Raw genomic sequence first — 24,670 nt, 5'->3', positions numbered from 1 at the left:
GACAAGGCCGCCTCCTTACACAGGTCCCGTGGAAGAGCGGATCACCAGCTGCGGCTCGTAGACATATGCTTCCTCTTCCGCGCCGCCTGCCGATATTCCTTCGATCCGGTCAATGAGCCGCCGTGCCGCCTCCACCCCCATCTCGGTCTTCGGGTGGGTCAGCGTCGTCAGCTTGACTTCGGTAGCCGTAGCCAGCGACGAATCGTCGAAGCCGATGATCGAGAGGTCCTGGGGCACCCGCAGGCCCGCCTGCCGCGCTGTCTCCAGCAGATGAACGGCAAGCTGGTCATTGTAGCATACGAAGGCCGTCGGCCGCTCGCTGGAGGCCAGCAGCACCTGGGCGGCTTCGAAGGGCCGCTCTTCCTTGTCCTCCGTGGAATAACGGACGACCGAATCGGGATCGAGCGGCACCTTGTAATCCCGGTGGGCCCGGATGAACCCTTTCAGCCGCTGGATTCCCTGGAGGTCGTCCGTCTTGAAGAAACCGACGATCCTCCGATGCCCGAGCTCAATCAGATGCTCCGCCGCCAGGAACCCGCCCTTCTCGTCATCGAGCTTGACACAGGGGCAGTCCATCTCCGGATACCGCTCGTTGATCATGATGAACGGAATGTCCGACATGCCCATCGACAGGTAATAATGAAGATTCGGATTGCCCTCCGCGCTCTTCGTCGGCTCGATGATCAGCCCGCTCAGCGGGTGGCTCATCATCAGCTCGAGACTCTCCCGTTCCTTCGCCTTGTCGTTGTCCGTGGAGGAGAGCATAAGCCGGTAGCCCCGGCTGCGAAGCTCCGCCTCCGCCCCGCGGACGATCAGAGGGAATATATAATCGGAGATGTACGTGGTAATGATGCCGATCGTCTTCTCCGTCTCTTCCGCTTTCTTCGCCGGGGCGGCCGAGGCCGCCACGAAGGTGCCCTTCCCCTGGACGCGGTACAGCCACCCTTCCTGCACCAGCTCCCCGATCGCCTGCCGAACCGTCTGCCGGCTCATCTTGTAAGAGTCGGACAGCTCGAATTCGGTCGGCAGCTGATCGCCCGGCTGCATCTGGCCTTCCTTGATTCGCTCCAGAAGCTGCCCCTTCAGCTGCATATATTTGGGAAGTCCGTTCTTTTCCATGCCGACACCTCTTCTGCTTCCGTCTGTACGGCCTCTGCCGCCGCTCTGTTCTCGTAAGGCCCATTATACCAAGTTTGATATTGTACGTACAACTTAAATTCACAATTTCTTAAGTTGTACCTTCCGGCGGGCACAACAAAAAAAGCCCGTTCCCCCGAAAGGAAACAAGCTTACGCAGAACCGTTCGTCCTGCCTGGCAAAGATTATTTGAGCTGGAGCACCGAGCCGCCCATCACGAAGCGGTATTCGAGGTGATTGTCGAATACATTGTCGATCCGCACGCCTCCGGTCCGGGCGGAGGCCGTATGAATCATTTTGCCGTTGCCCAGATACAGACCGCAGTGGCTGATGTTCCCCATCGCCTTGGACGCCCCCCTGTATGCATCGGGCTGACCGCCGCGGTAGCCGATGAAAAAGAGCAGGTCGCCCCGCTGTGCCTGATGGATGTCGGTGTACACCCGGCTCGAGAAGCTTCTTACGTACTGGGCCTGGCTGCGGGAATCCTGCGGCAGGTTCATCCCGAGCGCATACAGGTAGGACCACCTCGTATAATCCGAGCAGTCGAACGTGGAAGGATCCGACCGGTCCGAGCCGTATTCGTACGGTGTGCCGAAATACATGGCCGCGGTGGACAGCACATTCTCCGTATAGCCGCCCGCCTGAGGAGCTATCGCGGGGTTGGGCCGTGCGGGAGCCATCCCCGGAGTCTCCTGAAGGGCCCGCGGCCCCGTCCCTCCGCCGCCTGCAGTGCCGTTCTGCGGCGGAACGCCGGGCACCTGCTTGTCGAGCCCCGCATCTCCCTGGTGCAGAAGCGCATCGTCTTCCGTTACTTCCTGATCGAACAGACGGGCATCCATCCCGCTCTGCATGGTGGAGACGCCGCCTTCCCCCGGCCTCCCGTATTCCCGCGGCCGCATCCGGCCAGCACCAGAAAGAGGCAGCAGCCCCATAAGACCAATCTAACACCCTTTTTTTGTCATCAGAGTTACCCCTTTGCATTGTCGGATAACCCTATGTTGCTTAGAGAGCCGCCATTCCATACAGGCCGGGTCCGATATCGGGACTCCTGTCAAGGGCCATTGCAGCTGCCAACCGCATAAAAAAAGCCACCCGGCCCCCTTCCGGACCGGATGACTCTCTGAACGCTTGGCCTTAAGTCAGCCCGCGCGAAATCAAGTTCGCATTCACCGGCGCAAGATCCAGCTCCCTGGCCCACACGGACAGCTGGCCGATGTGATGAATCTCGTGCGCAGCCGCATGGTGCAGTACTTCCCCATGGGAGAAGCGATGGGTCCGGCCGCCCCGTTCACTTTCGAAAATGCGTGAATCCTGCTCCGGCGTCCAGCTGTCGAGAAAGGAAATCAGGGAAGGCCGATAGGCGGCGGACAGCTCTCTCACTTTGGCCAGGGTGTCGTACCTGCCGTATTCCTCCGGCGGCTCCGGCTTCCCTTGAAGGGCCGCCAGCCAGGAATACTCCGTGTCTACGATATGGTACATCGTATAGAGAATCGTCCGGACACCTCCGGTCCGCTCCTTGAGAAGCCCCTCCTGCGGCAGCCCCGCCAATGTCTCGAACCATTCCTCGCGCACCTGCCAATTGTAGCGAAACAGTCTTTGCACGGCTCCAACACTCCTTCTGCTTGGGTTCGACAGGTGTCCGCTACAGCCCCCGGCGCAGATTCCCCTCACGGTCAAACCACAGCCTGTAGCTCAAACGGCTGAGCAGCATGGAGGTGACCGCGGCGGCGGAGGCCAGAATGAACATGATCAGGATCTGGTAGCGGACCGCCTCGACCGGATCGGCTCCGGCCACAATCATTCCGGTCATCATGCCGGGAAGCTGGACCAGCCCCACCGTCTTCATCCCGTCGACGGTCGGGATCATGCTGGAGCGGACGGAGCGCTTCAGCGCATCCTGCAGTGCCTGGCGCTCCGAGGCTCCCAGAGAGAGCAGCGCCTCGATCTCCCCGCGGGAGGACTCCAGCTCGCGCTTCATCTGGTTCAGGTAGAGGCCCGAGACGATCATCGCGCTGCCGATCGTAATGCCGCTGATCGGGATCAGGTACTGGGGCGTCGCCTCGATGATGCCGAGGCCGGCCAGCAGGCCGGCCGTAAGCAGTTCGGTGACGGCCAGGGCCAGGGCGATGCGGCGCCGGATGCCCGGCAGCCCCTTCGCCCGCTGGCCCGCGTTCCAGGCCGCCACACCGATCATCACGGCGACGATCAGCAGCACGAGCACCGGGTGCCGGGACCCGAACACATACTGCAGCACATAGCCGACGAGCAGCAGCTGGAGGGCGGAACGCACGGTGCCGACGGCAATGTCCCGCTCGAGTCCGAGCTTCTGCCAGACGGAGAGCAGCATCGTCACGCCGACGAAAGCCAGCGTGCACAGCAGCGCCAGGTTGCTCATGCTTCTCCCTCCCCTTCCGCTGCCGCCCCAAGGAAGCTTCGCCCCGCCTCCGTGGCAGGCTCTTCAAAGAACGCGCGGCTCGGCCGGTCCTCCTGCAGCGCCCCGTCCGCCAGCAGCCACACCCGCGAGCACGCCTCGCGGGCCTGCCGCAGATCGTGCGTCACCCAGATCTGGCAGGTGCCGTGCTCCCGCCGCCAGGCGGCGAGCAGCTCCTCGGCTGCGGATTTGCTCCCCGGATCGAGCGAAGCCGTCACTTCGTCGAGCAGCAGCACCTCCGGCCGCAGGAGCAGGGAACGCACCAGAGCGGTGCGCTGCTTCTCGCCGCCGGACAGGTCGCCGGCCTTCTTGCTCCAGGCCAGGCCGCCGAGCCCGAGCGCTTCCATACAGCGCCGGGCCAGTGGCTCGTCGAAGGCGGTGCGGTGCAGCCGGCTGGCCGTCCGCAGGTTGTCCTCCACCGTGCCGGGGAGCATGACGGGCTGCTGCGCCACATAGCAGATCCGCCGGCGCCAATCGGAGGGCTTCCACTCGCTGCGGGCGCGGCCCTCATAGGCCACGAAGCCCCCGTCGGCCGATTCCAGCCAGGCCAGGATGCGCAGCAGCGTGCTCTTGCCCTGTCCGGAGCCGCCGAGCAGCGCGACGGATTCCCCGGCGGCGGCTTCGGCCGAAATGCCGGAGAACAGGATTCTGCCCGTCTCCCCGTGCTGCTTCATTAATGATGATAATGCCAGTCCTTGCTTCATGAGCGGTTTGCGCCCCCTTCTGTCTGCCCCCCATTATACCTAAATTCAACCAGGGGGAGAAGGGGAGGCCAAACGGCCGCCCGAGGAAGCACATCGCGGAAACGTTATCCCTGAATACCGGCAAATAGCTGCTCCAGCTGGGCGGAGGAGACGTTAGGCAGTTCGTCTTTCATAACCTTCCAATCGACCTTCATCTCTTCATCCGTGAGCAGACACGAGTCGAGTCCGCACACCAGCTTCTCGCGGTCCATGCCAATGCCGATGAGAACGATGCGGGTCACCCGGTCCCCGTATTCGGCATCCCAGTATATCCGCAGCGCCGGGTCCGCCTCCAGCTCCTCTTCACGCGCGGCCTCCGGCAGTGCCGCCAGCCAGAAGCCTGCGGGGCCGAATTGAATGGAAGGCCCAGCCTGGCTCAAGCTCTGCGCCAGCTCACTGCGTGTGGCGAGCCATACGGTTCCCTTGGCCCGGACGATCTCTTCCGGCCAGGAGGACATCCAGTCCGTGAAGCGCTCCGTATGGAACGGCCTTCGCCGTTCGTAGACGAATGAGGCGATTCCATATTCTTCGGTCTCGGGCGTATGGTGGTCCCGGCTCAGCTCCTGGATCCAGCCCGCGGAAGTGCTCGCTTCCTCAAAATCAAAAAGGCCGGTATTCAGAATAGCCCCCGGGTCGATGCGGCCCTGAACGGTACGGTAGATGCGGGCACGCGGCTGAAGCTTGCGCAGGACCCCTTCCAGCTCACGAAGCTCCTCTTCTCCCACAAGATCGCACTTGTTCAGGAGAAGCACATCGCAGAACTCGATCTGGGAGACCAGCAGGTCGACGACATCCCGGGTGTCGTCCTCCCCGGCAGCCTGCTGCCGCTCCAGCAGGGATTCCCCGCTTGTATAATCATGCCAGAAGCGGTAAGCGTCCACTACGGTGACCATCGTATCCAACCGGCAGGAACGGGACAGATCGATTCCGTGCTCTTCGTCGACGTAAGTGAACGTCTGCGCTACCGGCAGCGGCTCGCCGATCCCTGTCGATTCGATCAGGATGTAATCGAACCGCCCTTCCAGGGCCAGCAGCTCAACTTCGCGTAGAAGGTCTTCCCGCAGAGTACAGCAGATGCACCCGTTCGACATCTCGACGAGTTTCTCCTCTGTCCGGGACAGCCCTCCCCCGCCTTTGATGAGTTCCGCATCGATATTGACTTCGCCGAGGTCGTTCACGATGACCGCCACCCTCATTCCCTGCCGGTTGTTCAGCACATGGTTCAGCAATGTGGTCTTGCCGGACCCAAGATATCCGCTGAGGACGGTGACCGGAATGATGCCGCTGTTCTGTAGTTCCTTCATGTTTTCTCTCTCCTTTATAAGATCCGCGATCCCATTGAGGACAAAGCGGATTGAATCTGATTTAATAGTAATAATTACAAATAATCGCGAGCATGAATATCATAGATCATTATCTCGTTTTTGTAAATCGTATTTATTACTATTTAAACAATCGGAAGCCTTTTTTCCTCCAACGAAAAAAAGCCCCCGGCTCCCTGTTGCGGGAGCCGAAGGCTTTCTTCCTGATCTGATTTGGGCCGGATCTGAGCCGACCGGATCGTGAATCTGAAGCTTCGTTTTTTATCCGTTGAGCTTGAAACGGGACGCCGCCTGCGCCAATTCCTTGGACAGCGAATCGATCGCTTCCACCATGCCGGTCAGCTGCTGTACCATAACCGCCTGCTCCTGCATGGTCGCCGTCACCTCCTGCACGGAGGCCGACACTTCTTCCCCGGAAGCGGACAGGCTCTGCGCCGAATCCAGCACTTCCACCTTCGCCTGCTGGATACCGCCTACGGCACCGGCCATCTCTTCGATATGCTTCGCGATGTCCTGCACATGATTGAAGATCGTAGCGAACGCTTCCTGCGTCTGGCGTACGAAGGCGTCCTGCTGTACCGCAATGTCGTTGATTTGTCTTACGCTCGCATTGTTCTCCTGCACATAGCCGAGCGTACGCTGGATGATCGAATCGATCTCGGCGGACTGCCTGGAGCTCTGCTCGGCGAGCTTGCGGATCTCGTCGGCCACCACGGCGAAGCCGCGGCCGTGCTCACCGGCGCGTGCCGCCTCGATGGAGGCGTTAAGCGCGAGGAGGTTCGTCTGGTTCGCAATATCGGCGATCGCACCGGTAATGGCGCCAATGCTCTTCGAGCTTTCTTCAAGCTTGCCCGTCAGGCTGGAGATGTTGCCGACTTCCACTTCGTTCTTGTCATTGGTGGCGATGAGCTGCTCAATGACGTTCTTGTTCTGGCGGAACACGTCGATGATCCCATTTGCCCGTTCCTTGACGGACTCGGCCATCCGGCTGACGGCATTGATTTTGTCGCCGACATCCGTGAACCGGCCGACGATATGCTCGGTTTCATGGGACTGGGACTCCATCGCTCTTGCAATCTCCGAGCTTGTTGCCGAAGTATCGCCGAACACCCGGGCGGTCTGCCGCGAAGTGTGCTCCAGCTCTTTGGTGCTGTCGTTGAGGACTTCAATCGAACGGTTCATGTTACTCAGCAGCTCACGGTTGTTATCCACCATGGCATTGATGCTGTCGGCAAGCACCTTCATCTCTCCCTGGTAATCGCCCTTCGCCTGTACGGCCAGGTTGCCGGCCGCCAGCTCGCGGAAGACGGACGTGAGCTCGACGACCGGACGGGTTACCCGGCGCGAAAGCACGAAGCCGACCACGGAGGTAAGCACGAGCACGGCGAGGGAGACGACGGCCAGCTTCGTATAGAGCGAGCCGAGCGGCTTGCGGATATCGGTGTAATCGTTCTGTACCATAACGGTCCAGTTCGTCACCGGTATCTTCGTATGTCCTAGGAAGGCCGTGCCGCTGCCCGAAGCGATCTCCTCTTCACCGTAGGTGAGCTGCTCCGAGGCCGGGGCCGCTGCGATGTCCAGCAGCAGCTGCTGCTCCGGCTTCGTTTTCACGAGCGCCGGGTCGTGGGAGTGGGCCATGTAGGAGCCGCCGCGTTCCATAATGTAGACGAGCGCATTGTTGCCGAGATCCAGGCCGGCCAGATGCTTCGAGAAGTAAGCGGCGTAGACCGAGTTGCCGATGACGCCGATGACATTGCCCGCGTCGTCCTTGACCGGCACGGCGAAGACGACGATCTGCTCCTGCTTGGACTTCGAGATGAGCACGTCGGAGACGGAAAGCTTCCCTTTCATCGCTTCCACAAAGTAAGGACGGTCCGGAATCTTGAGGGCACCGGTCTCATCCTTCTCCGCGCTGCCCGCCACCAGTACTCCGTTACGGTCAACGACGAACAATTTTTCATGATCCTTGAGACTGGCGATGGAGCTGCGGAGTACCTTATGCGCTTTCACCATCAGCTCATTCTGAGGTGTAAAGAATTCAGCATCGCTCGGCGTGCGGTCTCTGAGCTGAAGCAGCTCCAGGAACAGGCTGTTCTTGGCTAAGAGCTCGGCGTGGGTAATCTCGCCCTGCACCAGGGAGTATACCGTTTCCCCGATCCGGTTCGAGTTCGCCGAGAGCTTGCCCTTGCTTTCCGCTACGATAAGATTACCGCCGTAGATATACGTCAGCGCACTGGAGATGACGAGGGACAGAATCACAAGCCCGATAATAATAAGGGGCAGACGCTTTTGCAGTGACATGGTTCTTTAGTCCTCCTGGCTACATAAGATGTTAGATTCTTGGTGCTTCAATAATATCGGCTGTCCAGGAGGATATCTTTATATTAAGTTAAACCTTCGAACCTTGTTGTCCGCTGTAAAAAGTTAGGCACCTCCGATCCAAAACCGGCGCACCACATTCCCGTTCTCCTCCGTATGTTCGGACTCGAAAACGCCCCCGTTCTTCACGATCACCCTCTCCGACGCTGTGTTCCCCCGGTCGCAGACCACAAGCACACGGCCGATGCCCCGCTCATGAGCCCGGTCCAGCGTAAGCCGCAGCAGCTCCGAAGCGCAGCCCCGGCCCCGGTCGGAGGGACGGATGCCGTATCCGATATGGCCTCCGCTGCGCAGTAGCTTCTCATTCAGGGAGTGGCGCAGGTTCGACGCCCCGACCACCCGTTCCGCCCCGTCCAGCAGCCAATAGGTCGAATGGGATACGAAATTCGGCGGCGCCAGCTCGGGCCGCTCTCCGTCTTCGAGAAACCGCAGCATATCGCCGTACGCATACGGGTCCCTTGCGATCACCCAAGGAACCATATCCTCTCCGCTCTCCCGCCACTCTTCATAGAAGGAAGTGTAAGCTTTCTTGTGCTCCCACGAAGGCCGCACCAGCTTGAGCATGCCCATCCTCTCTCCTCCCCAACTGTAAATTTCACCCATCTTATCATAGACCCTAAGCAAGAACAATCCCCTTCCCGCACCGGGGCGAGGCGGCACACCCGGCACCAGGATTCCCCGAGCTTAGCGGCAGCAGGAGGTTGAATTCGTTTACATAATCTTTAAGTCCCCCGCACAATCCCTTAAAATCCGTCTGATACACTGGGCGGTAGCACCACCCCGGTCTGGTTTGACGGGATCAAAGAACTTCTATCATACGGGAGGTATTCTACACTTGGACAAGAAGCTGCAAGGAATGAACCGCAGGGAATTCTTGAAGGCCGGCGGTGCCGGCACGCTCGCCCTGGCCCTCGGCTCGGCAGGACTGTTCTCCTTCGACGCCAAGGCCCTCGCCCAAGCGGACACCGAGGCGAAGCGATCTTTTGGCGGCTACGGTCCGCTGGTGAAGGACCCCGGCGGTCTGCTTGACCTGCCTGAGGGCTTCCAGTACCGGATTATTTCGGAGGAAGGGGGCAGGATGACGAACGGAACGGCGGTCCCCGGAGCCTTCGACGGCATGGCCGCTTTCCAGGGACGCCACAACTCCGTCGTGCTCGTGCGCAACCACGAACTGAGCTCTAACGCGAAGTATCCGGTCATCGGTAAGAACCCTTACGACAAGAATGCAGCCGGTGGAACCACCACCCTCGTGGTCGATGCGAACCGCAAGCTGGTCTCCGAGGTCGTCAGCTCTTCCGGAACGATCCGCAACTGTGCGGGAGGGGCGACGCCGTGGGGGACCTGGCTGACCTGTGAGGAGACGGCAAGCGGCGAGCACGGCTATGTCTTCGAGGTGAATCCGGACGATCCGGAGAACGAGCTGTCAAAGACGCCGATCCGCGACATGGGCTTCTTCTCCCACGAAGCCTGTGACGTCGATCCGGCAACCGGCATCGTCTACCTCACGGAAGACGCCTCCCCAAGCTTCCTGTACCGTTATATCCCGAATGACCGCCGGCAGCAGCCGGGGGCCCTGCAGAAGGGCGGTATCCTCCAGGCCGCCGCAATCGAGGAAAAGTCGAACACGGAAGCGGCCGTCTTCAAGCCGGGCCAGCAGTTCGCCGTCGTCTGGCGCGATCTGAACCCCGAAGAAGCGCAAGCCGATGCGATGAACAAGGGCTGTATCCGGTTCTCCCGGCTCGAGGGCTCCCACTTCGAAGGCGGCGTCTTCTGGTTCGACGACACGTCGGCCGGCGAGAAGAAGCTCGGGCGGATCTACCGCTACATCCCGTCCACGAACTCGCTGGAGCTCTTCTATGAGGCCTCCGATGCGAACCTGATGGAGATGCCGGATAATATCTGCATCACGCCGTGGGGCGATCTGTGGTTCGTCGAAGACGGCGGGGGTGCTGACCGCCTGCTCGGCATCACACCGGAGCGCGAGATCTATACGTTTGCCGCGAACCGGCTCAATAACTCCGAGCTGTGCGGCCCGACCTTCTCCCCGGACGGGAAGACGCTGTTCGTCAATATCCAGAGCCCCGGCATCACGTTCGCGATCTGGGGGCCGTTCGCCCGCAATAATCCGGGCCGCCGCCGGGTGATGAGCCACGCCGAGCCTCCGTCCTACTTTGCTCCGCAGATGACGGACAAGCTCATCGGCTTCGCCGAAGCCCAGGGCATCTCCCTGCTCGAAGCCGCTGCACTGCAGCGCCACGGGGTAACGATCTGATCCGGACTTGGTTTCGGATTCGGATTCGGATGGAAACGCACAACAAGTATCACAAAGATGAATCAGAACTATGAAACACCAAGGAGCACCCGCCGCGACGCTGACCGTCCGGCGGGTGCTTTGCTCTGCGGAAGCGGGAAACCGCGGGCCGTCCGGCAGCCAAGAGAATTCCAGCAGACGGATCCGGTTACGAGGCTTCCCTCGTCCGCCTATCCACTGCAGACCTGCTCCGGTTCTACGGCTTCAACCTATAAGTTCCGGCTACGCGGACCCGACTGCATCTTCGCTTGCAGACACAATTGCGATCACGGAGCTTCAACCCTGCTGCTCCATGCCGGTCCCCTCCCTTGTCCGGTAGCGGACTTCCGCGAGATTATCCAGCAGCTTTTCTTCCCCCAGCACCTGCTGACCGCTGCGGTCGAGCCGCAGCCGCCAGATTTCGTTGCTGCGGTACCGGCGACCTCCGCGCTCGAACAACCGGTGCTTCCTCTCCTCGACCCGGTAGACCCAAGCCTCCTCGGAGGAGCTCCGCAGCTCGCCGGCCAGATATTCATCCGTCAGCCACACCCGGAATTGATACTCCCTCTCCGTATCGTTGCGCAGACGAAGGTCGACATAGTTGTAGAACACGCTGGTCCCGCTGCCGAACGGGACGGTCCTCCTCTCATCCGGGAACAGGTCGAAGCTGTGATGATGACGCTCCGCCACGGTAAGAGACGAATGCAGCCCGAGCCAGAACAGCAGGTTGGCCAGCTGGCACAGCCCGCCGCCCGGCCCGCTGCGCACCTCGCCCCGGGAGAGCATGAGCCCTTCCGCATATCCGCGCTCGGGCGTTGTCCGCCCGATCCGGTCCCAGAACGAGAACGTCTCGCCGGGACGGAGGACGAGCCCGTCGATCAGCGGCAGACTGAGCCGAAGGTTCACGATCTTGTTCTCCTGCAGCTGCGGATCGGTGCCCGCCAGCCTCCTGCGGAGCACCGACCTGTGTCTGGCGGTTATGCTGGCCAAAGGCTCCTGCCGCTGCACCCGCGCGAAACGCACCCCGCTCCGCCGGTCCGCCCACCGGCGCGCCCACTGCAGCTGCCTCATGCGCACTTCATAGAGCCATGGAAAGGTTTTGCCGATGCGGTGTTTGATCATGTCCGTACACTCCTCCGTCAGCTCGTCTCCCAGCCGCAATATGGGGCCAAGCCGTATACCCTTATGGACGAGCGAGAGGGGCCGGCCGTTCCCTTCCAAGCCTCCAGGCGATTATGTTCCGTAATCGGCCTTGATCCGGGGATTGAGCCCGAGCAGACCGTCAATGAACCTCACCGGTTCTGCCGGCGAGATCAGGATGCTTCCCTGCTCGTGCACGATCTCCAGCCTGCGGAGCGAGAGGGCCGGGGCGGAGAGGGCCTGGTTCGTCCGCCGGACGAGGCGGATCGCGGCTACGGGAATCCGCCGCTTCACCGGACCTGACCGGATCAGGAGCTCGGCACCGCGCAGTTCATACCATGTGCCGTACCAGGCCCACAGGAAGAAGGCCGCGGCACCAAGAGGCAGCATACCTGCGGGCCACCAGCCGGTCGGGAAGCACATCCCGAATATCGCCAGAAGAACCAGGATCACAGTCCAGTGAACGGCTGCGAAGCGCTTGTCTTTATCGCTTCGGAAGCGTGTCATGGCGGCACCTCCTTTACCCCGCCTATTATAACATATAATTACATTTTTGGATTTAAAACAGAAAAAATCCATCCCCATGCTGTCATGGCAGCTGAGGACGGATGGGTTCAAAGGTGTTTTCATACCAGGGGGCAGCCTCACCGCTTCCCGTCAACATAGCGCCCGTAATCCGGAACGGCCACGCGCTCGAATTGGGCCGCCAGCTCCGCGAGCCCGGCTGTAAAAGCCTCTCCGGCCAGCGGCTCCCCGTGGCCCGTGACGGCTGTGCGGGGCTGCAGTGCCGCCAGCTTCCGCACCGATTCTCCTGCGGACGGCCAGTCCGGAGTGAAATACCTCGGCGGTCCGCTGAGCTGCTCCATCTGCGTCAGGACCTGGTACAGCTTGTCCTGACGGACGTTAACGAACGCGTCTCCCGCGACCAGGGCGCGGTCCGCGTCGCGGAAGAACGACACATGTCCCGGTGTATGGCCCGGTGTGTGAATCCAGCGCCAGCCCGGCAGCCCCGGTACGGTACCATCGGCCGGCAGCGGATGGACGTGCCCCTCCAGATTCACCGGCTCATTCGGGAACCAGCCCGCGATCTTGGCCAGCAGCCCGCCCTCCACGCCCGGATCGGCATCCGGGTAGCGCGAGCGCCCCGTGACGAACGGCAGCTCGGCCTCGTGGGCGTACACGGGCACCTGCCAATGCTGCGCCAGTTCGACCACGGCGCCTGCATGATCGAAGTGGCCGTGAGTCAACAGGATGGCCTGCGGCCGGGCCCCTGGGCCGAACCGGGCTTCGGCCTCGCCGATCAGCTCCTCCGCACTCCCGGGAAGTCCGGCGTCCATCAGCACCCAGCCGTCCCCGGGACGCTCCGGCGAACCGGCATAGACGACATTCACGATCTTGACGGTGTACGCGTAGAGATCCTTCAGCACCTCGGTGCCCTCCCCGCTGCGGACCGAGGTCATCGGCATCCGCGTATCCTTCATCGGATTATCCACTCTCCTGCACCTCCTGAATCGATTGTGCCCGTCCATATACCGGACAGATTCAATAAGTTATTACCCGGCTGGGCAGCCGCCGTATCTTCGGACTGCGCCGGGTCCCCCCCGTTCCGGCCTCTCGCCGGACCTGTCATTCCTTCCTATACTCTGCTCCAAGGAAGGCGAATCCATCCGTTCAAGGCTCGTCCCTGCCCTAGAAACAGAAGCCGGCGTCCGAAGGCCCTCACCCCGGGATCGCATCCCCGGAGTGAGGGCACCTGCTCCTGCAGCTTCCCGGGCTTATCGCCTGACCGGCGTCCGGAGCACCTTCATCGTATGGCGCACCACCCCGGCGAACTCCCGCTCCTCCCGGCGGCTCAGGCCGAACCGCCGGCCGGCTGCGAGCCCAACGGGCGCCGAAGGGATCACCTCATACCGCATGGCGGCTCCCCTGCCCATCCTGCGGGTCCAGGTAGGCACATAGTCGGCGCTGCGGATCCAGACAGTCCCGTCATCCTCCTTGACGATACGGGCGACGAAGATCAGGCCGCTGCGGGTCGCGGGCCGCTTCATCAGGGTTGGGGAGATGAAGTTGCCGAGGGAGTACAAGGCCGCCTGCTTCGGCGTCCGGAGGGCCGGCTGGATCACATGCGGATGCGAGCCGAGGACGAGATCCGCTCCGGCGGACAGCAGGCGCCGCATCAACCTCTTCTGAATGTTGACCGGCTCATGGGTATATTCCCGCCCCCAATGCGGACACACGACAAGCACATCCGTCAGGAGCCGCAGCGCCCGGATCTCCTGCACCATCCGGCTTTCGTCCAGCAGGCTGACGCACCATTCGCTCCCCTTCGGGATCGGTATCTTGTTGGTGCTCTTTGAGTAAGCGAGCACGCCGACCCGGATCCCGCGGATCTCACCGATCCAGGGCCGCTCCGCTTCCTCCGGCGTCCGGTAGGTGCCGGTATGCGACAGACCTGCCTCGTCCAGTACATCCAGTGTCCGCTGCAGCCCCTCCAGCCCCCGGTCCAGACAGTGGTTGTTCGCGGTGACGAGCAGATCGAAGCCCGCCTCCTTCAGGTCGGCAGCCAGTTCGTCCGGCGCATTGAATGTAAAAAAACCGGTAGCCGCCGACTTCCGCGTATAGCGTTCTTCCGGTCCGGCCAGCGGAATCTCTAGGTTGCCGATGGTCAGATCCGCCCTGCGCAGGATCGGGGCGACATGCCTCAGCAGCGGGGCGAAATTCTTCCGGATGCGGCCCGGCACGGAGGCGGAGGCAATGATCCGCTGGGAGATGAGAATGTCTCCGACGGCGGCAATGGTCAGCTCTGCCGGCATTCGATTCACATCCTTTGCTCCTGGGATACGTTATCCTATTCGAAGCCCGGCCGGAAGTCACCTCCGGCAATAGCCCGGTCTGCAGGCATGAGGTCAACGCCTATAGCGAGTTATCCTCTCTGATCTATGTACAAAAACCCCCGCCGTGGCCGGCGGGGGTAAAGTATAAGAGCGGTGATCCAGGACGCATTACTGCTTCAGCTTGAACAGCAGACGGTTCGCCGTGCCGGACTCGGTCTCGACCGATTCGTACACGTTGATCGTCAGCGGATACTGCAGCTGTTCGGTCTGCAGGTTGCTGAAGGTCAGGGTCTGACGGCCGCTGATCAGACGGTTCTCGCCCGTGAACCCGTGCGTTTCGGAGGCAACGACGCGGCCTTCCGTGTCGGCGAGCTCGAACTTCAGCTTGGAGAAGCCGGCGTCAACCATCACATCATCCGTTACGGTAAAGTCGAGGTCCATCGTCAGCTTGTAGGAGTACTGCAGCGTCGTGGAGCTGAACTGCGAGTTCAGCGTCCAGAAGCCGAGCTTCACATCGTAAGGGTACATCTTGTACGTTGTGCCGCCCTCTTCTTCCTTCTGCAGAGGCGCCTTGATCATCGCAATCTCGCTCACGTACGGCGCCGCCGCCTTCATGTCAGAGAGCTTGATCCCGAACGTTTCGCTCGTTTCGGACTTCGGCACGTTGAAGGAATAGGTCACCACGGAGGCTACGTTCGGCACCAGGGTGGCCGCAGCCGTCACTTGGCGGCTGCCCGTATAGGAAGCCCCGCCGGCTGTTGTCAGATCCGCCTGGAAGGACGGCAGAACGACCGGCTTCGTACCGCGGTTGAGCATCTTAAACTTCGCGACGACCGTCTGGAAGCCCTGCTCGGGATTCTCATGGCGATGCAGCTCGACCAGAGACACTTGCGTGTTCTCCCCGACAATCTGGTTCAGCGGATCGAAGGAAATCGGCGTCCCGCTCTTGTATTCCGGCAGCTTCGCCAGATCCACGCCCGATGTCTCCGGCAGCGACAGCTTAAGCCGAGGAACATCGAAGGAGACGGCTGCAGTGCCTTCGCCATAGGCGTCCGAAGTCAGGATGAGCAGTTCTTCCGGCTCCACGCCGTTATCCACGTTCACGGCATAGTGGACATAAGCCTTCTCGCCCGGCTCCAGCGCTTCCGGAGCCCCCTCCGTCCGTACGCCGGCGTACTGCTTGCCTCCGGCCAGCGCGTCCATCCGGAACTCCGGCAGCGACGCCCGCTTGTCCGTCGGGTTCTCGGCCAGCAGGGTGATGAGATAAGTCTGTCCTTTCTCGCTGAGCTGCTGCGACCAGCCCTGCGGCGTGTAGGTCAGCTTGGACGAGAGCGACGGAATCGTGAAGGCCGTTCCCCACGCCGCTGCCGGCGTATCGGCGCCCGGACGTCCGGCATCCGTTGCCGTCACGGGAATGCGGAGCAGCTCCGTCTCCAGCTTCGGATACACGTACTCGTCGACTTCCACGAAGGCCAGGGATGCGATATTGAAGTCTCCGCCGTCAACGGTGGAGAGGTAGACCAGCTCTACGGTTTCCCGGGCCTGGACCGCTTTCGCGTTCGAAGCGCTCGGTGTCAGCAGATACTCGACTCCGCCATCGGTCACCGCACGCAGCTCATATTCCGGCACGCGGGTTTTCTTCGCGGACGTGTTCGTCAGACGAACTACGGTTGCGATCTGGGTTCCGTCTTCGACCGTCTTGACGGCGGCGCTTTTGACTTCCGCCTGGATCGAACCGTTCAGGCTGTAGCCTGCCGATTCGACGGCTGCGGCGACGGCCCCCTGGACACCCCATACGGGGAACGTGCCCGAAGCGGCAATCGCAGTGGACAGGACTGCCGAAGTAACGATTTTGTGCCATGTTTTCATGTTGAAATCCTCCATTCAGTCTGGATGTGACTTGACCCTATGCGTGTGAAGTTATTTCTTCTCGGCAGCGGCTGCGGCCGGTGCTTCGGCGGATCCTGCAGCAGGCGTAGCGGAGGCGGCAGCCGTGGTTACGGTCTGCCCATCCTTCAGCTGCGCCATGCCCGAGGTGATGATCGTCTCGCCTTCCTTCAGCCCCTGGAGCACTTCCTGGTACACGTCCTTGACCCGTCCCGTCTTGATCGCGCGCTTCTCGGCCTTGTCGCCGTTCAGCACATAGACGAAGGCGTCGGAGCCTTCCCGGACGATGCTGAGCGTCGGTACAGCGACGACCGTCTCTTCCGCCTCGTCCGTCAGTTGGAGCAGCACCCGGCTGCCCGCCGCATAACTGCCCTGCGGGTTCACTGCCTGCAGCTCCATCGTGTAGGTCTTCGTCTGGGCGTTCACCACACCGCTCAGGAAGGTAATGACCGCCTTCTCCTTCAGATCAGGCTGGGCCGGAGCGTAGAAGGTCAGCTCCTTCTTGTTCTTGACGGCCGCGTAAGCCGACTCGGTGAGCTCGGTCTTGAACTTGACCGCTCCGCCGCTCTGCACCTGGCCTGCCGTGAAGTTCTGGGAGACCGTCATGCCCTTCTCTACAGTAAAGTCCGTAAGAATGCCGTCCGCCGGAGCCTTCACCTCATAGTTCTCGAGATCACGCTGCGCATCCGCGATCGCTATACGATTCGATTCGAGCTGGGACTCTTGTGACGCAAGCGAGTTCGTGGAATCCAGGGACTTCAGCTTGTCGTTCTGTATGCCCAGATCGCGTTCGGCGTTCGACACCGTCTCCTCCGACTGCTCCAGCTGGCGTTTGGTCACCAGGCCGTTATCGTAGTCGTTCATCATTTTGTTATGGTTCTTCTTCGCATCGTCGAGCGTCTGCTGTGCCTTCTCAATGGCATTCAGAAGCTCGGTCCGGGAGTTCTTCAGATCCTCCCTGGACTTATCAAGCGTCTGCTCGGCGCTTCGCAGAGCCACCTCATTCTTCTGCACCGCCGAAACGGCACTTCGGGAATCGATCCGGAAGAGCACTTCTCCGGCCTTCACCGCTTCCCCCTTGCTCTTCAGCACCTCAGTCACTTGGCCGCCGGCCTTCGTGATGACATCCAGCTTGACGCTGGCGACCACATCAGCCAGCTGCTCACGCGGATCGGCGACCAGATGCCGCTCCACCTTGGCTGTCTTCACCGGCTTCTGTTTCGTTTCTCCCTGCGCCGCCGGTGCGGCTGGGGCTCCCGGCGGCGAGCACGCAGCCGCCACCGAGGATGCCAGAAGAAGAATACCTAAGGTCTGGGCGTAACGCCGTTTAGAATTTCGATTGGATTGAAATACTGGATTCATGGGTTCGTTCCTCCTCACATTCCTGCCGAAGTCTGGGTGATATCCGGACCGGCGCCCTTATTTCTCGAGAAACGGCGTGCCAGCCGGGCTTTCATGGATTCGATCAGCTCGTAGACGATCGGCACGACGAACAGCGTCAGCAGCGTGGATGTCGTGAGTCCGCCGATGACCACTACGGCGAGGCCCTTGGAGATCATACCGCCGCTGTCGGAGAAGCCGAGAGCCAGCGGGAGCAGGGCGACGATCGTCGCGCCGGCGGTCATGATGATCGGTCGCAGCCGGACCATGCCGGCATCCAGCAGGGCGTGCCGGACGGTATACCCTTCGGCCCGCATCTGCTGCGCACGGTCAACCAGTACGATCGCGTTCGTGACCACGATCCCGATCAGCATCATGAAGCCGATCAGCGAGGTCACGTTGAGCGATTCTCCGCTGATGAACAGGCCGATCAGGCCGCCGATGGCCGCAAGCGGCAGAGAGAAGAGAATCGCGAACGGTGCGCTGGCATTCCCGAACGCCAGGACCATGATCAGGTACACCATGAATACCGCTACCCCCATAGCCATGAAGAGCTGGGAGAAGCTCTCGTTAATGTCCTCGGATACCCCTTTGACTTCGCGCGAAACCCCATCCGGCAGCTCCAATTGATTCAGCTCACTGGAGACGCGGGCGGCTATGCCGCTTTTATCGGTCGAATTGATCTTCGCCGTAACACTTACGAGCTGCTCTTGTGCTTCCCGCTGGATGCTCATCGGAGCTTCGACTTCACGGATTTTGGCAATCTCGTTCAGATATACCGTTGTGCCGGAAGAGCCCTTGAGCGGCATGATGCCGAGTTTCTCCAGCGAGTTCTTGTCATCTCCCGCAAGGGATACGCTGGTGGTGTAGGTGATGTTGTCCAGCTTGATGTCGCCAAGCTCCTGCTCGGCAATCCAGGCGCTGGCACTCTGCCGGACAGCCGCAGCGCTGAGACCGTAGGCTCTGGCTTTGCGCTGGTCGACCGTGATCTCCACCTGCGTCTTGGAATCACTGATGCTGTCTTCGATCTCGGAGAGCTCCGGATACGTTTCGAGCTTCTCGCGGATGACGGCCAAGGCCTGCTCCAGCTGGTCTTGATCATCCCCTTTCAGCGAGTACGAGAAGTCCGTCGTGGAGATGCCTCCTCCTCCGCCCAAAGCGCGGGGTTCGACTTCGGAACCGGCCGGAAGCTCGTTGAGAATAAGTTCTTTGTATTCATCTCTGACTTGATCCGGATCGGCGTTCGGGGAGACCTCTACATAAATCTCCGCCTTGTAAGGCACCTGGTCGTCTTCGCCGCCGTAGCCGACAAGCGACTCAATGTAAGTGAACAGCGGTCCGCCCTGGCTGTCCTTCGCCTCCTGCATCATGACTTCGAGTTCCTTGGTCTTCGCATCCATCGCATTCATCGAAGTATCATATGGCAGCTTCAGCTGGTAATACATCGTCCGGGCCGTCGTTCCCGACGGGACGAACGATACGGCCAGATTCGGCACGATGGCCGCAATCGATACGACCAGGAGCAGCAGGGAAGCCAGCAGCGTCTTGATCCGGTTGTTCAGGCTCCAGTGCAGCATGCGCTCGTAGGTATTCATGATCCGGCCCTTCGGCACTTCGTCATGGCCGTGTCCCGCACCCAATTTGGAGTCGCGCAGCACCAGCAGCTTGGCCAGCATAGGAATGACCGTCACCGCAACAACCAGGGAAGTCATCAGGGCGACGACAAGCGTAATGGCGAACGGACGGAAAATCTCGCCCACAATCCCGCTGACCAGACCGATCGGTGCGAATACACCGCAGGTGGCTATCGTCGAGGAGGTAATCGCCATCGCCACCTGCGATGTGGCCTTCAGAATAACCGATTCTCCCCGTTCATGCGCCTTCTGTAGCTCTGTATAAATATTCTCGATAACTACGATACTATCGTCAACGACCCGTCCTACCGCGATGAATATACCGCCGAGGGTCATCGTATTCAGTGTGATATCCAGCTGCATCATCAGCAGCAGGGTGACGAGAATCGAAAGCGGAATCGAGACGAGAACGATCAGCGTCATACGCAGGTTTCTCAGGAACAGCAGAATCATGACGGCGGCCAATACCGCGCCGATAATCCCTTCCTTCACAAGACCGTGGATCGATTTCTCCACTTCATCCGCGCTGTCATACACGAGCTTGAATTCCACGCCGGGCATGGTCGTCTTCCACTGCTCGATGTACCCCTCCACATCGGCCGAGAAATCCACCGCGTTCGCAGAGCTTGTTTTATACAACTGAATACCGAGTGCCGGGTGTCCGTCCAGCCTTGCCACGAACTCCGATTCCATCACGGCCTGCACTTTGGCAATCTGTCCGAGCAGCAATGGGGCGCCGCTCTCCGTCGTGATCTCCAGCTCCTGCAGGGCATAGACGCTGGTCACGTCCGCGGTAATCCGGGCCATTTTCTCGTTGCCGCTCAACTCTACCGTACCGATCGGACCGTTATTCAAGGCGCTTTGAATCGCCTCCGTGACCCCCGATGGGGTCAACCCGTAGGCAGACAGTGCGTCGGCGTCCAGTTCGATGTCCATCTTCGTCTCACGCGTACCGACCGAGTCGATATGGTCGACGCCCGCAATCCCTTCGAAGGCCGGTTCGATCTGGTCTTCGTAGATCCGGTCCAGCTCCGTCTGGCTCATGCCGTCCTTGGCGTAGATGGCCAGGTAATAAGCGGGCTGCGACGAGAACCCAAAGGTGGAGACCTTCGGATTGGCGGAGCTTGGAAGATTCAGCTCCTGCATGAGGCTCTCGACGTCCTGCTTTTTCTTGTCGACGTCCACGCCTTGCTTGAACTCGAGGATCACGGAGGACATGCTGTCGCTCGAGGTGGATGTCATGTTATTGAGGTCTTCCATATTGCCGACCTTATCCTCAATCGGCTTCGTTATCTCCTCCATTACATCTTCAGGCGCCGCCTGATATGTAGTGGTCACCATTACGTACGGGAACGAGATGTCCGGGAAGTTCTCGATTTTCAGCTTGAAGGCCGCATACAGCCCGCCGCCGAACAGCATGGCGATGATGATCATCAAGGCCGCCACATTTTTCATGGAAAACCGGGTCAAACTGTTCACTATGGCCCCTCCTGTTCAGGTTTGTCTCTAGGATAATCATAAATTACAGCATGAATATGAACGGAGCATGAACGAAGAGAGGACATTTTTTGTCATCTTTACCCATAATCCGACACGAACGCCAGAGCGGAGCGGCCAGAAAAAAAGCCTTCAGCATCCTCCCGGATCCGAAGGCTTTTCGCGCTGCAGGTCAAGCGCATTCCAACGTTCACTCTTCCAGCATCTCGTACATGATCTGCAGCTCCTTGCTCAGGGTGGACGTCACCTTGATCTCCTGGTCCGACAGGATTTCGGCCGCCGTCCGCCCGGCCGCCAAGGAATCATAGAACTGTTTATCCCACACTTCATGGGCTCTGCTGTCCAGCGGGGTCACCCAGGCCGGCGGCACACGGTCATAGTACTCACGCCCCTTCAGGCTCTCCAGATACGGCGCTTCTTCTTTCATGGAGTGCTGAATATAATCCCAGGACGCCTGCTTGCTCCGGCTGTATTTGGAGATCAGGAAGGAGGCTCCGCCCTGGCTGCCGTATACCCCGAGCGGCAGACGGGTCATTCTCCATTGTGCCGCATGCTCGGGATCCCATTCCTTGAGCAGGTTGGCCGCCCATTCGCCCATGAACAGCATGACGATCTCGCCCTTGCGGATCGCTTCCCTTCCGTTCTCGTCCCAGATATTCAGCTTCCGGGCCAGACCGCTCTTCTCCACGGTGCGCGCCATCTCCGCCGCCTCGGCCATCATCGGACCGCTGCGCTGGTACTGGCGGTCCGGGCCGAAGAAGCTTCGTCCTGTGGCTGCCACATAGACCGGGTCGCCGGGTGTGTTGAAGATCCAGTGACCGGCGGCGCGCAGTCCCGCCGCCATGTCGAGCCAGCGCCTCGGGTCCTCGAGGTAAGCGGCAAGCGCTTCAGGCTCGACGGGATATCCGTAGCCGGCCAGAATATCTTCCCGGTAGAAGGTTAAGGCCATGGGAAAATCTTTCGGAACGGCGATCAGCCGGCTGCCGTCCAGCGAACGGAATCCGTCCAGCTTGAGCCCCGGGAACCCGGCGTGCCGGGTTTCGGCCTCGTACGGAGGCCTGCTCAGATCCTCGAAGACATCCATCGCGTTAACCTCGGCGATCATTCCGTTATCCATGATGATAATATCGGGCGGGTTCTCGGAAGCCAGGATGTCCAGGAACACATCGCTGCGGGCCTTGATCCATTCGACTTCCGTTTCGGGGTGAAGCCGTCGAAACGAATCGGTCACCTGCTTCTGCTCATCATAGGAGGCCAGAATCCGCACCTTCCGGTTGTCCTGGGCTGGTTCGGCATCCCCGTACGCAGACTTCCCCTCTTCCCCGGCAGGGCTCCCGGGCGGCATGTCGCAGCCGGAGAACAGCAGGACGGCGGCGAGCAGCATACTTAACCAATAACGGCGCATCACGCCGTCCCCCCTTTCTTCCGCTGGCCTTCGAGCAGCCTGGCGAGTTCCTCCGGCGGCATCGGCCTGCTGTAATGGAAGCCCTGCTGAAGCCGGCATTCCAGCTCCAGAAGCGCCCCTTTCTGCGCCTCATCTTCGATGCCTTCGGCAACGACGATCCATTCCTTATCCTTGGCCAGAGAAAGAATCGTCTTGACGATGGCCAAGTCCTGACCCATCTCCCGAATGAACGCACGATCGATCTTGAACCCGACCACGGGAAGCTTGCTCAGCATCGCCAGGGAGGAATACCCCGTGCCGAAGTCGTCCACCCAGACACGGACCCCCATCTCCCGCAGGAGGGTCAGGTCATGGATGACACGCTCCGTCTTCTTGGAGAACACCTCTTCGGTGATCTCCAGATTCAGATATTCAGGTGGCAGTCCGGTTTCCTCCAGCACCTTCCCGATATAATCAACGACATTATTGTGCGTGAGCTGGGTCGGGGACAGGTTAACCCCGATGCCGAACAGGGGCAGCCCCTGCGCAAGCCAGCGTGCGCCCTGCCCGCAGGCTTCACGAAGCACCCATTCCCCAAGCGTGCCGATGAGCCCGCTGCTCTCCGCAATCCCGATGAACTGCAGGGGCGGGATCGGCCCGAGCTCCGGATGATCCCAGCGCAGCAGCGCTTCCGCTCCGACCACTCTTTCGTCGACGGCATCCACAATCGGCTGATAATGCAGGTGCAGCTCCCCCCGCTCGATCGCCCGCCGGAGGTCGAATTCGATGCGCATGTTCTCGGAGATCGAGCCTGCGATCTGTCCCGAGAAGAAGCGGTAGGCGTTGCCTCCCTCCTCCTTGGCAAGATACATGGCGGCATCGGCATTCTTGACCACCGTCTCGGGATCACTGCCGTCCTGCGGAGACAGGGCGGCGCCGATGCTGCCTGCGACGAACAGCTCATGCTCTCCCACCTGGAAGGCTTCAACGAGTCCGCGGAGCACCTTTTTGGACATCTCGCAGACTTCCGCGCTGTCCGTATCCTGCACCACGATGACGAACTCGTCGCCGCCCAGCCGGGCAATGAAGGCCCGGCCGCCCACTATCCCGGTCAGCCGGGCGGCCACCTCCTGCAGCAGCCCGTCCCCGACGGCATGGCCGAGCGTATCGTTGATCTGCTTGAACCGGTCAAGGTCGATGAACAGGACCGCCGTCGTTCCGGCCGCTTCCGTCTCCGGCCCCAGCAGCTCCTGCAGGTGCTCGTTGAAGTGCCGGCGGTTCGGCAGACCGGTCAGCGCGTCATAGTAGGCCTGCGCCTTGGTTTCGCGCAGCATCACGCTCAGCTGCTCCGTCAGCTCCTGAAAGTTGCCGAGCAGGGTCTGGATCTCGCTGATCCGCGACGGGGGCATCCAGGCGATCCGGCGGTTCTCCTTAAGCCTGCCGGGCACGTCGCGTGTAAGCTCGGCCAACCGGATCGTCGGCCCCAGCACGAAGCGGTGGATGAAGAGTGCGAAGACCCCGATGACGAGGGTCGTGAAGATAACCGCGACGGATTGGCTCAGGTAATAGCCCAGAACTTCCTCCTTATGCTGAACCGTCGACATTTTCATATAGAGCTTGAAGGGAGGCAGCGGGACTTCCGCCACCACAGCCATGCGCTGCCACTGGTTCCCCGGGATATCGAGCAGCCGGGCAGGCGTCCTCCACTCGTACAAGGCGGGCGTCAGCGGACGCCACTCGGTACGTCGCATCCAGTCAGACTCCGCTCCGAGAGAGCCCCGCCCATAGGTGACGATGACCTCTCCCCGGGGACCGATCAGGAGTCCTTCATCCGAGATCCATTGGGAGGCGGTGACGGCGAGCTCCCGGAAATAACCGGCCTGAATCAGCGAATGCAGCTTGAGTGCCCGCACCTGCTCCGGACTCCAGGATGCATAGGATTTGCTAAGGGATGCTGTCAGTCCCGCCGCCTCCTCCTGAAGCTCGGCCTCCAGATTGGACTGCGCGTTTTTGCCCGTATTCACCATGAAGAGGAACGAAGAGCCGATGACGCTGAACAAAGTGAGATGAAGCAGGAGCCGGGAGAGCTGTACTCCGGTCCGCCCTCCTGCCTTCGCCTGCTTCCGCAGATGAGGCAGATAGGTCCAGATCAGGTCCGCCATCAGCGCATTGAACAGGCGGCTGACGAGCAGCGTGACCGTATACAGTCCGATCTCCGCCCCAAGCGTCCCGAAACGGATGTAATACATAACAAGCAGCAGCGGGATGCCAAACAGTCCCCAGAACAGGGCGGCGGCCGGCAGCACACTTCGCAAGCGGGTGCGCAGAAGGAGAAAGACCGCCCCGATCTCAACCGTGTTCACGAGAGAAGACAGCAGCGGTTCGTGAAGAAACGCCGATGCCGACACGTGCACAGCCGTCACCTGAAGGGCCGTAAGTGCCGCTCCGAACCTCCGCAGGGTGATCAGGAAGAAAAAAGAGGCGAACACCATCTCCGTCCCCAGCACAAGCTTGACCGGCAGAAAGTAGCATAAGAAAGCAAGAAACGTAAACGAAGTATAAATAAGAACGGAACCCTTTCTGCCGGCAGCCTCAGGCACAGCCATGACCCC

At 60.7% G+C, this 24,670-nt stretch carries 18 protein-coding genes; 1 reads left to right on the top strand and 17 read right to left on the bottom strand.

The window, feature by feature from the left end; translation table 11 throughout:
* Positions 1-15: 15 nt before the first annotated feature.
* The 8 genes from PM3016_RS09135 to PM3016_RS09100 all read right to left on the bottom strand — a co-directional run bounded on the left by PM3016_RS09135 (position 16) and on the right by PM3016_RS09100 (position 8,582).
* The gene (locus PM3016_RS09135) at positions 16-1,119 is read right to left on the bottom strand and encodes a GntR family transcriptional regulator (protein WP_013915218.1); all 1,104 of its coding nucleotides are present in this window, start codon (positions 1,117-1,119) and stop codon (positions 16-18) included.
* 203 nt (positions 1,120-1,322) lie between these two features.
* Positions 1,323-2,036: a C40 family peptidase gene (locus PM3016_RS36740; RefSeq protein ID WP_238540475.1), complete on the bottom strand. Its 714-nt coding sequence runs from the start codon at positions 2,034-2,036 to the stop codon at positions 1,323-1,325.
* Between the two features lie 235 nt (positions 2,037-2,271).
* Positions 2,272-2,739, bottom strand: a complete 468-nt coding sequence (locus PM3016_RS09125) for a DinB family protein (RefSeq protein ID WP_014369229.1) — start codon at positions 2,737-2,739, stop codon at positions 2,272-2,274.
* A gap of 40 nt (positions 2,740-2,779) precedes the next feature.
* On the bottom strand, positions 2,780-3,532 hold the full coding sequence (locus PM3016_RS09120; protein ID WP_013915215.1) for an ABC transporter permease: 753 nt from the start codon (positions 3,530-3,532) through the stop codon (positions 2,780-2,782).
* Complete coding sequence (locus PM3016_RS09115; protein ID WP_014369228.1) at positions 3,529-4,272, bottom strand: ABC transporter ATP-binding protein; 744 nt, start codon at positions 4,270-4,272, stop codon at positions 3,529-3,531. Before PM3016_RS09115 ends, PM3016_RS09120 begins: the two co-directional genes overlap by 4 nt.
* 104 nt (positions 4,273-4,376) lie before the next feature.
* A complete protein-coding gene (locus PM3016_RS09110) occupies positions 4,377-5,615 on the bottom strand; it encodes a GTP-binding protein (RefSeq protein WP_014369227.1) in 1,239 nt (412 codons plus the stop codon).
* A gap of 279 nt (positions 5,616-5,894) precedes the next feature.
* A complete protein-coding gene (locus tag PM3016_RS09105) occupies positions 5,895-7,934 on the bottom strand; it encodes a methyl-accepting chemotaxis protein (protein WP_014369226.1) in 2,040 nt (679 codons plus the stop codon).
* Positions 7,935-8,057: 123 nt separating this feature from the next.
* A complete protein-coding gene (locus tag PM3016_RS09100) occupies positions 8,058-8,582 on the bottom strand; it encodes a GNAT family N-acetyltransferase (RefSeq protein ID WP_014369225.1) in 525 nt (174 codons plus the stop codon).
* A gap of 265 nt (positions 8,583-8,847) precedes the next feature.
* On the opposite strand from PM3016_RS09100, the gene PM3016_RS09095 reads away from it, so the two are divergent.
* Positions 8,848-10,284 carry an alkaline phosphatase PhoX gene (locus tag PM3016_RS09095; protein WP_013915208.1) on the top strand — a complete coding sequence of 479 codons (1,437 nt, stop codon included), beginning with the start codon at positions 8,848-8,850 and terminating at the stop codon, positions 10,282-10,284.
* A 315-nt stretch (positions 10,285-10,599) separates the two neighbouring features.
* Here the strand turns inward: PM3016_RS09095 and PM3016_RS09090 are convergent, their stop codons facing one another.
* The 9 genes from PM3016_RS09090 to PM3016_RS09050 form a co-directional block, all read right to left on the bottom strand.
* Positions 10,600-11,424 (bottom strand): VanW family protein, encoded by an 825-nt coding sequence (locus PM3016_RS09090; RefSeq protein WP_014369224.1) that lies wholly within the window; start codon positions 11,422-11,424, stop codon positions 10,600-10,602.
* A gap of 111 nt (positions 11,425-11,535) precedes the next feature.
* Positions 11,536-11,949: a PH domain-containing protein gene (locus tag PM3016_RS09085; protein ID WP_014369223.1), complete on the bottom strand. Its 414-nt coding sequence runs from the start codon at positions 11,947-11,949 to the stop codon at positions 11,536-11,538.
* 137 nt (positions 11,950-12,086) lie between these two features.
* Positions 12,087-12,935 carry an MBL fold metallo-hydrolase gene (locus PM3016_RS09080; protein ID WP_014369222.1) on the bottom strand — a complete coding sequence of 283 codons (849 nt, stop codon included), beginning with the start codon at positions 12,933-12,935 and terminating at the stop codon, positions 12,087-12,089.
* Positions 12,936-13,217: 282 nt separating this feature from the next.
* Positions 13,218-14,255 (bottom strand): CapA family protein, encoded by a 1,038-nt coding sequence (locus PM3016_RS09075; protein ID WP_014369221.1) that lies wholly within the window; start codon positions 14,253-14,255, stop codon positions 13,218-13,220.
* Between the two features lie 189 nt (positions 14,256-14,444).
* A complete protein-coding gene (locus PM3016_RS09070) occupies positions 14,445-16,145 on the bottom strand; it encodes a hypothetical protein (protein WP_014369220.1) in 1,701 nt (566 codons plus the stop codon).
* 51 nt (positions 16,146-16,196) lie between these two features.
* Positions 16,197-17,525, bottom strand: coding sequence for an efflux RND transporter periplasmic adaptor subunit (locus PM3016_RS09065; RefSeq protein ID WP_014369219.1), 1,329 nt, complete (start codon positions 17,523-17,525; stop codon positions 16,197-16,199).
* A gap of 14 nt (positions 17,526-17,539) precedes the next feature.
* Positions 17,540-20,656, bottom strand: coding sequence for an efflux RND transporter permease subunit (locus PM3016_RS09060; RefSeq protein ID WP_014369218.1), 3,117 nt, complete (start codon positions 20,654-20,656; stop codon positions 17,540-17,542).
* A gap of 208 nt (positions 20,657-20,864) precedes the next feature.
* Positions 20,865-22,079, bottom strand: a complete 1,215-nt coding sequence (locus PM3016_RS09055) for an ABC transporter substrate-binding protein (protein WP_014369217.1) — start codon at positions 22,077-22,079, stop codon at positions 20,865-20,867.
* Positions 22,079-24,664: a putative bifunctional diguanylate cyclase/phosphodiesterase gene (locus tag PM3016_RS09050; RefSeq protein WP_014369216.1), complete on the bottom strand. Its 2,586-nt coding sequence runs from the start codon at positions 24,662-24,664 to the stop codon at positions 22,079-22,081. Before PM3016_RS09050 ends, PM3016_RS09055 begins: the two co-directional genes overlap by 1 nt.
* Positions 24,665-24,670 lie beyond the last annotated feature (6 nt).

The organism is Paenibacillus mucilaginosus 3016 (genome assembly GCF_000250655.1).
GTDB classification, from domain to species: domain Bacteria; phylum Bacillota; class Bacilli; order Paenibacillales; family NBRC-103111; genus Paenibacillus_G; species Paenibacillus_G mucilaginosus.
This window is presented reverse-complemented; position numbering and strand designations above follow the sequence as displayed.